Annotated in this window: 12 protein-coding genes; 8 read left to right on the forward strand and 4 right to left on the reverse strand. The window is 75.4% G+C overall.

What is annotated here, in order from left to right; genetic code table 11:
• Window positions 1–681 carry an MtrAB system response regulator MtrA gene (mtrA, locus tag BFL37_RS03605; protein ID WP_086513791.1) on the reverse strand — a complete coding sequence of 227 codons (681 nt, stop codon included), beginning with the start codon at window positions 679–681 and terminating at the stop codon, window positions 1–3.
• A 123-nt stretch (window positions 682–804) separates the two neighbouring features.
• On the opposite strand from mtrA, the gene BFL37_RS03610 reads away from it, so the two are divergent.
• Genes BFL37_RS03610 through BFL37_RS03630 form a run of 5 tightly spaced genes read left to right on the forward strand, consistent with a single transcriptional unit; the run spans window position 805 to window position 6,275 of the window.
• Window positions 805–2,085 (forward strand): hypothetical protein, encoded by a 1,281-nt coding sequence (locus BFL37_RS03610; RefSeq protein ID WP_086513792.1) that lies wholly within the window; start codon window positions 805–807, stop codon window positions 2,083–2,085.
• Window positions 2,082–2,768 (forward strand): DUF4129 domain-containing protein, encoded by a 687-nt coding sequence (locus tag BFL37_RS03615; RefSeq protein WP_086513793.1) that lies wholly within the window; start codon window positions 2,082–2,084, stop codon window positions 2,766–2,768. The genes BFL37_RS03610 and BFL37_RS03615 overlap by 4 nt, the downstream gene beginning before the upstream one ends.
• Window positions 2,765–4,003 (forward strand): DUF4350 domain-containing protein, encoded by a 1,239-nt coding sequence (locus BFL37_RS03620; protein WP_086513794.1) that lies wholly within the window; start codon window positions 2,765–2,767, stop codon window positions 4,001–4,003. The genes BFL37_RS03615 and BFL37_RS03620 overlap by 4 nt, the downstream gene beginning before the upstream one ends.
• Window positions 4,000–4,953, forward strand: a complete 954-nt coding sequence (locus BFL37_RS03625) for an AAA family ATPase (RefSeq protein ID WP_086513795.1) — start codon at window positions 4,000–4,002, stop codon at window positions 4,951–4,953. Before BFL37_RS03620 ends, BFL37_RS03625 begins: the two co-directional genes overlap by 4 nt.
• 14 nt (window positions 4,954–4,967) lie before the next feature.
• Window positions 4,968–6,275, forward strand: coding sequence for a DUF58 domain-containing protein (locus BFL37_RS03630; protein WP_086513796.1), 1,308 nt, complete (start codon window positions 4,968–4,970; stop codon window positions 6,273–6,275).
• Between the two features lie 44 nt (window positions 6,276–6,319).
• On the opposite strand, the gene BFL37_RS03635 is transcribed toward BFL37_RS03630, so the two are convergent.
• Window positions 6,320–6,955 (reverse strand): TetR/AcrR family transcriptional regulator, encoded by a 636-nt coding sequence (locus BFL37_RS03635; protein WP_086513797.1) that lies wholly within the window; start codon window positions 6,953–6,955, stop codon window positions 6,320–6,322.
• Window positions 6,956–7,170: 215 nt separating this feature from the next.
• Between BFL37_RS03635 and BFL37_RS03640 the strand changes: the two genes are divergently transcribed.
• Window positions 7,171–8,346 (forward strand): MFS transporter, encoded by a 1,176-nt coding sequence (locus BFL37_RS03640; RefSeq protein ID WP_241533835.1) that lies wholly within the window; start codon window positions 7,171–7,173, stop codon window positions 8,344–8,346.
• 101 nt (window positions 8,347–8,447) lie between these two features.
• Window positions 8,448–10,949, forward strand: coding sequence for a beta-glucosidase H (locus tag BFL37_RS03645; protein WP_086513799.1), 2,502 nt, complete (start codon window positions 8,448–8,450; stop codon window positions 10,947–10,949).
• A gap of 51 nt (window positions 10,950–11,000) precedes the next feature.
• Here the strand turns inward: BFL37_RS03645 and BFL37_RS03650 are convergent, their stop codons facing one another.
• Window positions 11,001–11,996 carry a stage II sporulation protein M gene (locus BFL37_RS03650; protein WP_086513800.1) on the reverse strand — a complete coding sequence of 332 codons (996 nt, stop codon included), beginning with the start codon at window positions 11,994–11,996 and terminating at the stop codon, window positions 11,001–11,003.
• Window positions 11,997–12,012: 16 nt separating this feature from the next.
• On the opposite strand from BFL37_RS03650, the gene BFL37_RS03655 reads away from it, so the two are divergent.
• Window positions 12,013–12,882, forward strand: coding sequence for an RDD family protein (locus BFL37_RS03655; protein ID WP_086513801.1), 870 nt, complete (start codon window positions 12,013–12,015; stop codon window positions 12,880–12,882).
• A gap of 115 nt (window positions 12,883–12,997) precedes the next feature.
• Here the strand turns inward: BFL37_RS03655 and ahcY are convergent, their stop codons facing one another.
• Window positions 12,998–14,482, reverse strand: coding sequence for an adenosylhomocysteinase (gene ahcY / locus BFL37_RS03660; protein WP_086513802.1), 1,485 nt, complete (start codon window positions 14,480–14,482; stop codon window positions 12,998–13,000).
• Window positions 14,483–14,530 lie beyond the last annotated feature (48 nt).

Raw genomic sequence — 14,530 nt, forward strand, 5'->3', positions numbered from 1 at the left:
CTAGGCCGCGGCCCCCGCGCGGTAGCCGACGCCGCGTACGGTCATGACGATGCGCGGGTTGTCCGGGTCGTCCTCCACCTTCGCGCGCAGGCGCTGCACGTGGACGTTGACGAGACGCGTGTCGGCCTTGTACTGGTAGCCCCAGACCTGCTCGAGGAGCATCTCGCGCGTGAACACCTGCTGCGGCCGGCTGGCCAGCGCGTGCAGGAGGTCGAACTCGAGGGGCGTGAGGTTGATCCGCTCCTCGCCGCGGCGCACCTCGTGGCCCTCGACGTCGACGACGAGGTCGCCGACCTGGAGGAGGCCGGGCGAGGCGGCGGCCGCGGGGCGCAGGCGCGTGCGGATGCGGGCGACGAGCTCCTTGGGGTTGAACGGCTTGACGATGTAGTCGTCCGCGCCGGACTCGAGGCCCTTCACGACGTCCGCCGTGTCGGACTTCGCCGTGAGCATGATGATGGGGACGCCGGACTCGGCGCGGATGAGGTCGCACACCTGGATGCCGTCGAGGCCCGGAAGCATGAGGTCGAGCAGCACCAGGTCGGGCTTGCCCTCGTGGAACGCGGCGAGCGCCTGGCCGCCGTCCGCGCAGAAGGAGGGCTCGAAGCCCTCGGTGCGGAGGACGATGCCGATCATCTCGGCGAGCGCGGTGTCGTCGTCGACCACCAGGATCCGTGCTGTCATGTGATCTGGGTTCCCTGTCCTCGTAGGCCCCCAGGGTAGCCGGTGGATCCGCCGGAACCGCGGGGCGCGCGCGGACCGGGCGCCGCGGTGACTTCGGCGAGAGCCTGTGGGAGGCTGGCGGGCGTGACCGATGACCAGAGCTGGCAGGCCCCGGGCGGCGCACCGTCCGGTCCCGGGGGGTCCCCGGATCCGGATCGCACGGGCGCAGGGGCCCCGACACCGCCGGCTCCCGGGTCGACCGGCGCCCCATCCGCCGGCGCGTACGGCGCCCCGCCCGCGCCCGGCTTCCCGCCGCCTCCCGGCTGGGGCGCCGCGCCCGGCTGGACCCCGCCGCCGAAGCCCGGCCTGCTGCCGCTGCGGCCGCTCAGCCTCGGCGCGATCCTCGCGGGCTCCTTCCAGACGCTGCGCCGGAACCCGGGCGCCACGGTCGGCAGCGCCCTCCTCATCCAGGGCCTCGTCGGCGTCGTGACCCTCGTGATCGTGGGCGGCGTCACCGGCTTCGTGGTCACGCGGATACTCTCCGCACGCGAGGCGGACCAGGGGCCGATCATCGCGGGCGGCGTGGCCGCGGTCGTGGTCGCCGCCCTCGTCACGATCGTGCTGTCGATCGTCGCGTCCGCGTTCCTGCAGGGCGTGGTCGCGAGCGAGGTTGCCCGCGGCACGCTCGGCGAGCGCCTCCGCATGCGGGCGCTGTGGCGCCTCGCCCGACCGCGTCTCGTGCCGCTCGTGCTGTGGAGCCTCTCGCTCACGGCCGCGTGGACGCTCGTCTTCGGCGTGCTCACGGGCATCGTGGTGCTGCTCGTGCTCGCCGGCGGCGCGGGCGTCGCCGCGGGGATCATCGTGGGCGTGCTCGGCGTGCTCGGCCTCGTGGTGCTCGCCGCGTGGGTCTCCACGCGCCTCGCCCTCGTTCCCAGCGCGATCGTGATCGAGCGCCTCCGGCCGCTGGCGGCGGCCCGTCGGTCGTGGGCGCTCACGATCGGCTCGTTCTGGCGCGTGCTCGGGATCCTGCTGCTCACCGCGGTGATCGTGTCCGCGGCCACGAACGTGGTGACGGTGCCGCTGACGCTGCTGACCTCGATCCTGCAGACGGTGCTCTTCCCGAACGGGGAGCTCGACTTCGAGACCTTCGACGCCTCGGTCGTTTTCTACGTCGGCGCGCAGCTCGTGACGCTCGTGGTGAGCGTCGTGGTGGGGAGCATCGGCGCCGTCGTCACGTCGGCGAACGCGGCCATCCTCTACATCGACCTGCGGATGCGGCGCGAGGGGCTCGACCTCGAGCTCGCGCGCTTCGCCGAGGAGCGCGCGGCCGGCGCGGAGTCGGCCGCGGGGCCGGCGGCGCGGGACCCGTACGCGGCGCCCGCCGGCGCGCCCGGCACGACCGCCGGCGGCCCGGGACGCGCGTGACCGCCTCCCCCCTCCTGTCGGCTACCGCGCGCGGGGCCGCGGTCCCGCTGGATCCCGACGCCGACGACGCGCGGCGCCTCCTCCTCGACGAGCTCGCGAAGCCGGAGTACGAGGCCGCCCGGCCGAACGCGCTCGACCTCGCGGCGCAGGCCGTGGGCGACTGGATCGCCGGGCTCCTCGACGGCGCGGGCGGCGGCCTCGCCGACCTCGCGCCCGTGGTGATCGGGGTGCTCGTGCTCGCGGTCGTCGTCGTGGCCTTCCTCGTCTTCGGGGCGCCGCGCCGGGACCGCAGGCGGGCGGCCGCGCGCGGCGACGGGCTCTTCGGATCCGACGACCGGCGCTCCGCCGAGGAGCTGCGCCGGGCGGCCGAGGCGTCCCGCCGGGCGGGCGACCTCGCGGCGGCCGGGTCCGACCTGTTCCGGGCCATCGCGCGCGAGCAGGCCGAGCGCACGATCGTGGCGGTGGATCCCGGCACCACGGCCCGCGGGTTCGCCCGCCGGGCGGGATCCGCGCACCCGGACCACGCCGCGCGCCTCGTCGTCGCGGCCGACGACTTCGACGCCGTCCGCTACCTCGGCCGACCCGGCACCGAGGAGATGCTCGACCGGCTGTCCGCGCTCGACCGCGACCTGCGGACGGCCGTGCCGGTGCTGCAGGAGCCCGTCGGCGCGGGTCCCCGATGAGCGCGCCCGCGCCCGCCCCGGCCGCCCTCGCGACGGCCGAGACCCGGACGCCCCGGCAGGCGCTCCGCCGGGCCGGCACGTGGATCGCCCTGGCCGCCCTCGCCGTCGTGGTCGCCCTGGCCTCGCTCGCGGTGTCGGGCGCCGCCCGGCAGGGCGACGCGCTCGCGCCGGACAACCCGGCACCCGGCGGCACGCAGGCGCTCGCCCGCGTGCTCCAGGCCCAGGGCGTGGAGGTCACGCTCGCGACGACGCTCGCCGAGGCGCGCGCCGCCGTCGGGGACGGGGACGACGCGACGCTCGTGCTCGGCCCCACCTCCGACCGGCTCGACGGCGATCGCCTCGCGGAGGTCGGCCGCCTGTCCACGCGCACGGTGCTCCTGGCCCCCGACTTCCGGACGCTGCAGGCGTTGGCGCCCGACGTCGCGGCGGGCGGCGCGGCCGAGTCCGCCGACCGCGCGCTCGATGCCGCGTGCGCGCTCCCGCCCGCCCGCGCGGCGGGATCCGTGCCCGACGACGCGCCCGTGTTCCGGTACATCGGCGACGACCCCTCCACCGCCGTCACGTGCTTCCCCGACGACACCGGCGCCGCGTACGCCCTCCTCCAGGTGCCCGCTGCCCTCGCACCCGGAGGCACCGTGACCGTGCTCGGCGCGGATCCGGTCCTCACGAACGACCGCATCGCCGAGCAGGGGTCCGCCGCGCTCGCGCTGGGCGTGCTCGGCGAGCGGCCGCGCCTCGTCTGGTACACGCCCTCGCCCGACGACGCCTCCGACGCGCCGCCCACGCTCGGCGAGCTGACGCCCGGGTGGGTCACCCCGGCGATCGTGCTGCTGGGCGCCGCCGCCCTCGCCGCCGCCGTGTGGCGCGGCCGCCGCCTCGGCCCGCTCGTGGTGGAGCGGCTGCCCGTCGTGGTGCGCGCCGACGAGACCGCCGAGGGCCGCGCCCGGCTCTACCAGCGGGCGGACGCGCGCGAGCACGCCCTCGACGCGCTGCGCGTGGGCACGGTCGACCGGATCGCCACGACGCTCGCGCTCGGGCGCCTCGCCTCCGTCGAGGACGTGGTGGCCGCGTCCGCCGCCGCCCTCCGCGAGGACCCCGCGGGGATCCGCGCCCTCGTCCTCGACGACCTCCCCCGCACCGACCGCGACCTGGTCGACCTCGCCGGTCGCCTCGCCGACCTCGAGCGCCGGGTCGCCCGCGCCGCCGACCCCGCCACAGGAGAATGGATCCCATGACCGACGACCTCCGCACCAGCCTGCTCGCCGTCCGGACCGAGGTCGAGAAGGCCGTCGTCGGGCAGGACGGCGCCGTGACGGGCATGATCATCGCCCTCCTCGCGCGCGGCCACGTGCTCCTCGAGGGCGTGCCCGGCGTCGCGAAGACGCTGCTCGTCCGCTCGCTCAGCCACGCCCTCCGCCTCGACACCGCGCGCGTGCAGTTCACGCCCGACCTCATGCCGGGCGACATCACCGGATCCCTCGTCTACGACTCCCGCGAGGGCGCGTTCTCGTTCCGGCGCGGGCCCGTGTTCACGAGCATCCTGCTGGCGGACGAGATCAACCGGACGCCGCCGAAGACCCAGTCGGCGCTGCTCGAGGCGATGGAGGAGCGGCAGGTCACGGTCGACGGCGAGAGCCACGCCCTGCCCGACCCCTTCCTCGTCGCGGCCACGCAGAACCCCGTCGAGTACGAGGGCACCTACACGCTGCCCGAGGCGCAGCTCGACCGCTTCCTGCTGAAGCTCGTGCTCGACCTGCCCGAGCGCGACGCCGAGGTGGAGGTGCTCCGCCGGCACTCGACGGGCTTCGACCCGCGCGACCTCGAGGCGGCGGGCGTCCGACCCGTCCTCGACGCCGACGGGCTCCATCGCGCGCAGGCCGCTGTGCGCGAGGTGCGCGTCGGCGCCGACGTGCTCGCGTACATGGTCGATCTCGCGCGGGCGACCCGCCTGTCGCCGTCGGTGCAGCTCGGGGTGTCGCCCCGCGGATCCACGAGCCTGCTGGCCGCGAGCCGCGCGTGGGCGTGGCTGAGCGGCTTCGACGCCGTGACGCCCGACCACGTGCAGGAGATGGTGCTGCCCGTGCTCCGGCACCGCATCGCGCTCCGGCCCGAGGCCGAGCTCGAGGGCGTCTCCGTGGACGCCGTGCTCCGCGGCGTCATGGCGCAGGTGCAGGTGCCGATCTAGTGGCGCGCCGCTAGATGGCCCTCTCCGGCCGCACCGTCGCGCTCCTCCTCCTCGGGATCGCGCCGCTCGTCGCGCTCGGCGACGGGCCGGACGCGGCCTACGCGCTCCTCGGCGGGTGGATCCTCCTGGTCGCCCTGCTCGTCGCGCTCGACCTGGCCCTCGCCGCGAGCCCGCGCGCCGTGGCGCTCGAGCGCAGCCTGCCCGCCCGGATCCGCCTCGACGAGACGGGCGAGAGCGTTCTGCTCGTGACGAACCGCGGGACCCGCACTCTGCGGGCCCTCGTGCGCGACGCCTGGCAGCCGTCCGCGGGTGCGTCCTCCACGCGCGACCGGGTGCGGATCCCCGCCGGCGAGCGTCGCGCCGTCCGCCTCTCCCTCACCCCCACCCGCCGCGGCGAGCGCCGCACAGAGCGCGTCACGATCCGGTCGGCGGGCCCGCTCGGCCTCGCCGCGCGCCAGGCGACGCTCCTCTCCCCCGGCGCCGTGCGCGTCCTGCCGCCCTTCCGCTCGCGCCGGCACCTGCCCTCCCGCCTCGCCCGCATGCGCGAGCTCGACGGGCGCACCGCGCTCATGGTCCGCGGCCAGGGCACCGAGTTCGACAGCCTGCGCGACTACGTGCGCGGCGACGACGTGCGCTCGATCGACTGGCGCGCGACCGCCCGCCGGCAAGACGTCGTCGTCCGCACCTGGCGACCCGAGCGCGACCGGCGCGTGGTGCTGGTGCTCGACACGGGCCGGACGGCCGCGGGGCGGATCCGCGACGAGACGCGGCTCGACACGGCGTTCGAGGCGTCGCTGCTGCTCGCCGCGCTCGCCACCCGCTCGGGCGACCGGGTGGACCTCGTGGCGCACGACCGCCGCGTCCGCGCGCGCGTGCGGGCGGGATCCGGCGGCGACGTGGTCTCGCGCATGGTCGACGCGCTCGCGCCCGTGGACCCGGAGCTGCTCGAGACCGACTGGTCCGCGGTGCCCGCGCTCGTGCGCCGCATCGTCTCGCAGCGCTCGCTCGTGGTGCTGCTCACCGCCATCGACTCCCCCGGCAGCTCGCGCGCGCTCCTGCAGGTGCTGCCGCAGCTGACGCGCACGCACCACGTGCTGGTGGCCGCGGTCGTGGATCCGGGCCTCGCCGAGCGCGCCGCCGACCGCTCCGGCCGCGCCGCCGTCTACCGCGCGGCCGCCGCCGAGCGCGCCCTGCTCGACGTGGCGCGCGTCGAGGCCGCGGTGCGCCGGCTCGGCGCGGACGTGGTCACGGGCGCGCCGGCCGACCTGCCGCCCGCGCTGGCGGACCGCTACATCCGGCTGAAGGCCACCGGGCGGCTCTGAGGGCGGGCCGGCTCTGAGGGCGGGCCGGCTCTGAGGGCGGGCCGTCAGGCGCGCGCCGCGGCCGGATCCGCCGACGGGAGCGGGAGCGCCCCGCCGCTGAGCGCGCGGATCGCCCGCTCGAGCGCGTCGCGCATGTCGATCTCGGGCCGGTAGCTCCACTGCAGCTGGAGGCCGTCGCTCACCGCGACCGCGATGCGCGCGAACGCGTCGGCGTCGAGCCCCGCGGGCAGCTCCACCCCGAGGGTGCGCACCTGGTCGGCGACGGATCCCACCACGCGGGCGTAGCGGTCCGCGATGTAGGAGTGCGCGGGGTGCTCGGCGCCGGCCGCGTCGACGACGAGCCGCGAGTACAGGGCCACGAGACCGGGCGTCTCGGCGTTGTGCGAGCTCGCGCGGAGGAGCATGCCGACCATGTCGGTGGGATCCCCGTCGGGCAGCGCCTCGCGGTAGTCGGCCGCGGAGTGGGCGTCGCGCTCCTCGAGCACGGCGGCGATGAGCGCCTCGCGCGAGTCGAAGTAGTGCAGGACGCCGGCCTTGCTGATGCCCACGGCGTCGGCGATCTCCTGCAGCGACGAGGCCGAGTAGCCGCGCTCGGCGATGAGGGCGAGCGCCGCCTCGAGGATCTCGCGGCGCCGGGCCGCGCCTTTGGCGTAGCGCCGCGGGACCTCGTCGACTGCCATGGCTCGACCCTAGCGATCCGTGGCCCCCGTCAATACCTACCGCAGGTCGGTTTTGCGTGCTACCGTCGTGCCGATCCGCCGACGAGGGCGGACGGGAACCTGGAGGCACCGTGGCCGACGCAGTCCGAGACCAGCAGACCGAGGGCGCGTCGCGCGTCCGCAGCGGGACCGGGGAGGGCGCCCGTCCACCCGGGTCGCGCCGCGCCGAGATCGGGATGCCCGTCGCGCTCCTCGGGCTCTTCGTGGCCCTGCTGCCGCCCATCATCGTGTCGCTCGCGCTCAAGGTGGCCGAGATCGCGCCGGACGACACCGCCGGCACCCTCAGCCTCGTGCTCGGCCTCGGCGCGCTCGTCGCCCTCGTCGTGAACCCCCTGGCCGGACGCCTCTCCGACCGCACGCCCGGCCGGTTCGGCATGCGGCGCCCGTGGATCATCGGCGGCGTCGTGCTCGGCTACGGCGCGCTGATCCTGCTCACGCAGGCGACCACCGTGCTCGCGCTCGTGGGGGCGTGGATGCTCGTGCAGGGATGCTTCAACGCCGCCATCGCCGCGCTCATCGCCGTCATGGCCGACTCCGCCCGTCCCCGCAACCGCGGCCGGGTCGCCGCCGCCGTCGGCGTCGCGCAGAACGGCTCGCTCGTGGTCGGCACCTTCATCGTGCAGCTGTTCACCACCACGACGCAGCAGGTGCTCGTGCCGGGCGCGATCGGCGTCGCCGTGGTCGTCGTCTTCGCGCTGGTCTTCCGCGACCGGGTGCTCGCCGAGCGGCCGACCGCGCGCCTCGGCGTGAAGGAGGTCCTCGGGTCCTTCGTGTTCGACCCGCGCCGCAACCCCGACTTCGGCTGGGCATGGCTCATGCGCTTCCTCCTCACGGCGAGCGCCGTGACGGCCACGAACTACCTCGCGTTCTACCTCATCGACGACCTCGGGGTCGCGCAGGCCGACGTCGCCAACGCGGTCTTCGTCGCCACCCTCTTCAACGTGATCGGCGTCGTCTCCACCACCTTCGTGGCCGGCTGGCTGAGCGACCGGCTCGGCCGCCGCAAGGTCTTCGTGGCCGCCGCGGCGCTCGTCGCGGTGATCGGCCTCGTGATCCTCGCCCTCGCGCCCAGCCTCGCCGTCGTCTACGTCGCGCAGCTCGTCATCGGCGCGGGCATCGGCTCGTTCTACGCGGTCGACCTCGCGCTCATCACCGACGTGCTGCCGAGCGACTCCGACAACGGCAAGGACCTCGGTGTCGTCAACATCGCGCAGGCGCTGCCGCAGTCGCTCGTGCCGACGGCCGCGAGCGGCGTGGTGGGGATCGCCGGCTACCCCGGCCTCTTCCTCGCCGGCGCCGCGGCCGGCCTCCTCGGCGCGGTGGCCGCCTTCCGCGTGAAGGGCGTCCGATGAGCGCGGCGCCCGACCCCGAGGCCACCCGCCTGACCACCACGACCACCACGACCGGAGGCGAGCAGGATCGATCCGACGCCGACGTCCCCCGAGGAGCACCCATGGACCCGCACGACACCGCCCCGCACGACACCGCCCCGCACGCCCCCACCCCGCTCGACCCCGACACCACCCGCCTCGAGGAGCTCGCCGGGCGGCTCACGCTCGAGCAGAAGGTGCAGCTCGTCACGGGCCGCGACTTCTGGACCACCTGGCCCGTTGAGGGCATCGGCCTCCGCCGCATGCTCGTCTCCGACGGCCCGAGCGGCGTGCGCGGCGAGGTCTGGGACGAGCGCTCCCCGTCGCTCAACCTGCCGTCGGCGTCCGCGCTGTCCTCCAGCTGGGACACCGGGATCGCCGCCCGCTACGGCCGCGCCTCCGCGGTGGAGGCGCGCCGCAAGGGCGTCGACGTCGTGCTCGGCCCGACCATCAACCTGCACCGCTCCCCCTACGGCGGGCGCCACTTCGAGGCCTTCAGCGAGGATCCGCTGCTCACCGCCGACCTCGCCGCCGCCTACGTGCGCGGCGTCCAGGAGAACGGCGTGGGCGCGACCCCCAAGCACTACGTCGCGAACGAGTACGAGACCGACCGCTTCACGGCCGACAGCGTCGTCTCCGAGCGCGCCCTCCGCGAGCTCTACCTCGCGGCGTTCGAGAAGGCCGTCGTCGAGTCGCGCGCGTGGCTCGTGATGAGCTCGTACAACTCGATCAACGGGGTCACCTCCACCGAGAACGACCTGCTCGAGACGCCGCTCAACTCCGAGTGGGGCTTCGACGGCGTGGTCGTCAGCGACTGGACGGGCGTCCGCAGCGTCGACGCCGCGCGCGCGTCGCAGGACCTCGAGATGCCGGGCCCGGTCGGCGCCTGGGGCGACGCGCTCCTCGAGGCCGTCCGCGACGGCCGCGTGCCGGAGGCCGACCTCGACCGCAAGGTGATCCGCCTGCTCCGCCTCGCCGCCCGCGTCGGCGCGCTCGACGGCTTCGACGCCGTCGCGCCCGCGCCCGTCGAGGTCGAGGACGGCGTCGCGTTCGCGCGCACGGCCGCCGCCGCCGGCACCGTCCTGGTGCGCAACGAGGACGCGATCCTGCCGCTCGACGCGTCCGCGCTCCGCTCCGTCGCGGTCATCGGCCACAACGCCGTCGAGGCGCGCACCCAGGGCGGCGGCAGCGCGACCGTCATCCCGGAGCACGTGGTCACGCCGCTCGACGGGATCCGCCAGGCGCTCGGCGACGGCGTGGACGTGCGGTACGCGCGCGGCGCGGTCGTGCAGAAGGGGATCCAGGAGCTGCCGCTCGCCGAGATCCGGAACCCCCGCACGGGCGGGCCCGGCGCCCTCGTGCGCTTCCTCGACGCGGACGGCGCGGAGGTGTTCGCCGAGGACCGCCGCGCGACGACGCTCATGTACTTCGGCGGCGACGCACCCACGGGCACGGCCGCGGTCATCGAGATCACCGCGCGCTGGACCCCGTCCGAGACCGGCGAGGTGCTGTTCGGCTTCAGCGCCGCGGGCCGCGGCCGCGTCCACGCCGACGGCGAGCTCCTCCGCGAGGACGGCGCGGCGCCCGTCGGCATGGACCTCGGCGCGAGCCTCATGTCGCCGCCGTCCATCTCCGCGCCGGTCGCCGCGGTGGCCGGGCAGCCGGTGGACCTCAAGGTCGAGTTCGAGCTGACCAGCATGCCCGGCGGCCTCGCCGGCATCCTCGGGATCACGGTCGGCCTCGAGGCCGACGAGTCGGAGCCCGAGCGCCTCCTGGACGAGGCCGTCGAGGCCGCGGCCGGGGCGGACGTCGCGATCGTCGTCGTCGGCACCAACGCGCAGGTCGAGTCCGAGGGCTTCGACCGCGACTCGCTCGCGCTCCCGGGCCGCCAGGACGAGCTGGTGCGCCGCGTCGCCGCCCGGAACCCGCGCACGATCGTCGTCGTCAACTCGGGATCCCCCGTGCTCCTCCCCTGGCGCGACGACGTGCAGGCGCTGCTCCTCGCCTGGTTCGGCGGCCAGGAGTTCGGCGGCGCCCTCGCCGACGTGCTCTTCGGCGACGTCGAGCCGGGCGGCCGGCTCCCCACCACCTGGCCCGCCGCGGAGGAGGACGTGCCCGTCCGCTCGGTCACGCCGGTCGACGGGAAGGTGGTCTACGACGAGGGGATCCACGTCGGCCACCGCGCCTGGCTCCGCTCGGGCGCGACCCCGGCGTACGAGTTCGGGCACGGCCTCGGCTACACGACGCACGCGCTCGACGACCTGCGCGTGGTCGAGGACGGCCAGGGCGGGATCACCGCGACCGTCGCCGTGACGAACACGGGCGACCGCCAGGGGAAGCAGGTCGTGCAGGCGTACCTGTCGCGCGCGGGATCCGCGGTCGACCGCCCGGTCCGCTGGCTCGCGGGCTTCGCGTCCGTCGAGCTGGAGGCCGGCGCGTCCGCCGACGTGGCCGTCGCGATCGGCGCCCGGGCCTTCGCGCACTGGGACGGCGGCTGGCAGCGCGAGCCCGGCGCGTTCCGGCTGCACGTCGGCACCTCGGTGACGGCGACGCCGCTCGAGGCCGAGGTGGACCCGGCGGCCTGACCCGCGCCGCCGCACGGCCCGCGAGGCGGGCGGCCGGTGGATCCCGAGGGCTCAGCCCGCGACGATCCGCCGGCCGCCCGCCTCGAACTCGTCCAGGTCGCCCGTCGCGCCCCCGCGCACCGCCCGGCCGCCGACGACCACCATGTAGAAGAGGAACGCCCCGAGCGCGACCGCGCCGATCGCGATCTTCAGCGGCACGGGCCACGGCTGCGGCGTCACGAAGCCCTCGAGGATCCCGGAGACCAGCAGCACGAGCACGAGCCCCATGGCCACCGTGATGAGCGCGCGCCCGTCCTCGGCGAGCGCCTGCCCGCGCGTGCGGGCGCCGGGCGCGATCCACGACCACGAGATGCGCAGGCCCGCGGCGGCGGCCACGAAGATCGCCGTCAGCTCCAGCAGGCCGTGCGGGAGGATGTAGGAGAAGAACGTGCCGCCCTCTCCGTAGTGGAACATGACCGCGGTGGTGGTCCCGAGGCCCTGCGCGTTCTGCAGCATCACGAACGGCACCCAGAGCCCCGTGATCCCGAAGGCCACGCACTGCGCGGCTATCCACGCGTTGTTCGTCCAGACCTGCCCCGTGAACGAGGCCGCCGGGTTCTCGCTGTAGTAGTCGATGAAGTCGTCCTCGACGTACCTGCGGAGGTCGGCGTCGCTGCCGAGGCTCGCGATCATCGACGGGTCGCGGAGGATCCACGTGGCGTAGAGCGCGATGACGGCGATCGTGCCGAGTGCCACCGCGAGCGTCAGCCAGCGGATCCGGTACAGGGCCGCCGGCAGGTCGACGGCGAAGAAGGCGGGGATGCGGGACGCGACGTTCGTGCTCTGCCCGGTGAAGCGCATGCGGGCCCGCGACAGCGCCACCGAGAGCCGGTCGCCCTGCGCGGTGGATCCGGCCGCCGCCTGGATCGCCGACAGCTCGGCCGCGCCCGCCTGGTACCGGTCGACGAGCTCGTCGGACTCGGGTCCGCTGAGCCGGCGCCGGCCGGCGAGGCGGGCGAGCCGGTCCCAGTCGTCCCGGTGGGCGGCGGTGTAGGCGTCGAGGTCCATCTGCTTGACTATATGCATGGCGGCAGCCGACGCGCACGACCCGGATCGCTCGGACGGCCCCGACGCGCTCGTGGTCGGCGAGGCCGTCGCCCTCGACGTCCGGCCCGCGGGCTTCGTGCTGCGGGCCGCGGGCGCCGCGATCGACGTGGTCGCCTCGCTGGTCGTGGGCCTCCTGCTCGTGCTCCTCATCGGCCGGCTCGCCGAGGCGGGCCTCCTCGACGACGCCTCGAGCGCCGCCTGCGCCATCGCCGCGGTCGTGCTCGCGATCGTCGTGCTGCCCGTGGTCGTGGAGGTCGCGTCGCGCGGCCGGTCGCTCGGGCGCTGGGCCGTCGGCGCGCGCATCGTGCGGGCGGACGGCGGCGGCATCGGGCTCCGGCACGCGGTGGCCCGGGCGCTGGTGGGGATCCTCGAGATCTACCTCACGCTCGGCGGGCTCGCCGCGCTCGTGGGCCTCCTCAGCCCGGGCGCCCAGCGCCTCGGCGACCTGGTGGCCGGCACCCGCTCGCAGCACGAGCGCGTCCCCGCCTACCCCGCTCCCCTGCCGCCCGTGCCGCCGCACCTCGCGGGCTGGGCGTCCGAGGCCGACGTGGGCCGCCTCCCGGACGCGCTCGGCCGCCGCCTGGCGCGGTTCCTCGCGCAGCGCGAGGCCATGACCCCGGCCTCCCGCGGGCGACTCGCCGCGGAGCTCGCCAACGAGGCCGCGGTGCACGTGTCGCCGCTGCCCGCGACGGATCCCGAGTCCTTCGTCACCGCGGTCGGCGCCGTCCGCCGCGAGCGGGAGCACCGCGCGCTGATGCTGGAGCGCGACCGCATGGAGGCGCTCGAGCCGATCCTCACGGGGCTGCCGCACGGCTTCCCGGCGCGCGGCGGATCCACGCCCTCCTGACCCGCCGGACGCCGCGGCGCCTGCCCCGCCCCGCGGCCGGCCCCGACGACCCCGCACGCGACGACGCCGCCCGCCCCTGCGGAGGGGACGGACGGCGTCGAGCGCATCCCGCGGATCAGTAGCGGTAGTGGTCCACCTTGTAGGGCCCCTCGACGGAGACGCCGATGTAGGCGGCCTGCTCGGGGCGGAGCTCGGTGAGCTCCACGCCCAGCGCGTCGAGGTGCAGGCGCGCGACCTTCTCGTCGAGGTGCTTCGGCAGCACGTACACGCCGATCGGGTACTGCTCGTTGCGCACCCACAGCTCGATCTGCGCGAGCACCTGGTTGGTGAACGAGTTGCTCATCACGAACGACGGGTGCCCGGTGGCGTTGCCGAGGTTCATCAGGCGACCCTCGGAGAGGACGAGCACGGATCGGCCGTTCGGCAGGCGCCACTCGTGCACCTGCGGCTTGATCTCCACCTTCTCCACGCCCGGGAGGCGCTCGAGGCCGGCCATGTCGATCTCGTTGTCGAAGTGGCCGACGTTGGCGATGATCGCCTGGTGCTTCATGCGCTGGATGTCGTCCACGCGCACGACGTCGACGTTGCCCGTGCCGGTGACGAGGATGTCGACCGTCTCGATGACCGAGGACAGCTTCGCGACCTGGTAGCCGTCCATCGCCGCCTGGAGGGCGCAGATGGGGTCGACCTCGGAGACGATGACGCGCGCGCCCTGGCCGCGCAGCGCCTCCGCCGCGCCCTTGCCCACGTCGCCGTAGCCGACGACGAACGCGACCTTGCCGCCGATGAGCGTGTCGGTCGCGCGGTTGAGGCCGTCGGGCAGCGAGTGGCGGATGCCGTACTTGTTGTCGAACTTGCTCTTGGTGACCGAGTCGTTGACGTTGATGGCCGGGAACAGCAGCTCGCCGTCGCGCGCCAGCTCGTACAGGCGGTGGACGCCCGTGGTGGTCTCCTCGGTGACGCCCTGGATGTCGGCGGCGCGGCGGGTCCAGCGGTCGGAGGACGCGGCGACGCTGCGACGGAGGGTGTCGAGGATCACGCGGTACTCGTGGCTGGCGTCCTCCGGCGTCTGGGGCACGACGCCGGCGAGCTCGTACTCGCGGCCCTTGTGCACGAGGAGCGAGGCGTCGCCGCCGTCGTCGAGGATCATGTTCGGGCCCGTCCAGTCGGCGTCCGCGGCCTGCGCCTCGCCCGACCAGTCGAAGATCTGCTCGGTGCACCACCAGTACTCCTCGAGCGTCTCGCCCTTCCAGGCGAAGACGGGGACGCCCGCGGGGGCGTCGGGGGTGCCGGCGCCGACCGCGACGGCGGCCGCGGCCTCGTCCTGCGTGGAGAAGATGTTGCAGCTCGCCCAGCGCACCTGCGCGCCGAGGGCGGTGAGGGTCTCGATGAGCACGGCCGTCTGCACGGTCATGTGGATGGATCCGGCGATGCGCGCGCCCGCGAGCGGCTGCGACGCGCCGAACTCCTCGCGGAGGGCCATGAGGCCCGGCATCTCGTTCTCGGCGAGGCGGATCTGGTGGCGTCCGGACTCCGCGAGGGAGAGGTCGGCGACGCGGAAGGGCAGAGCGGTGGAGGTGGCTTCCGGGAGCAGGGTCATGCGTCCAGTCTCGCACCCGCCGCGTGACGCCCGCCCGTGGATGACGGG

Source organism: Clavibacter michiganensis, from assembly GCF_002151125.1.
Taxonomy (GTDB): domain Bacteria; phylum Actinomycetota; class Actinomycetes; order Actinomycetales; family Microbacteriaceae; genus Clavibacter; species Clavibacter michiganensis_C.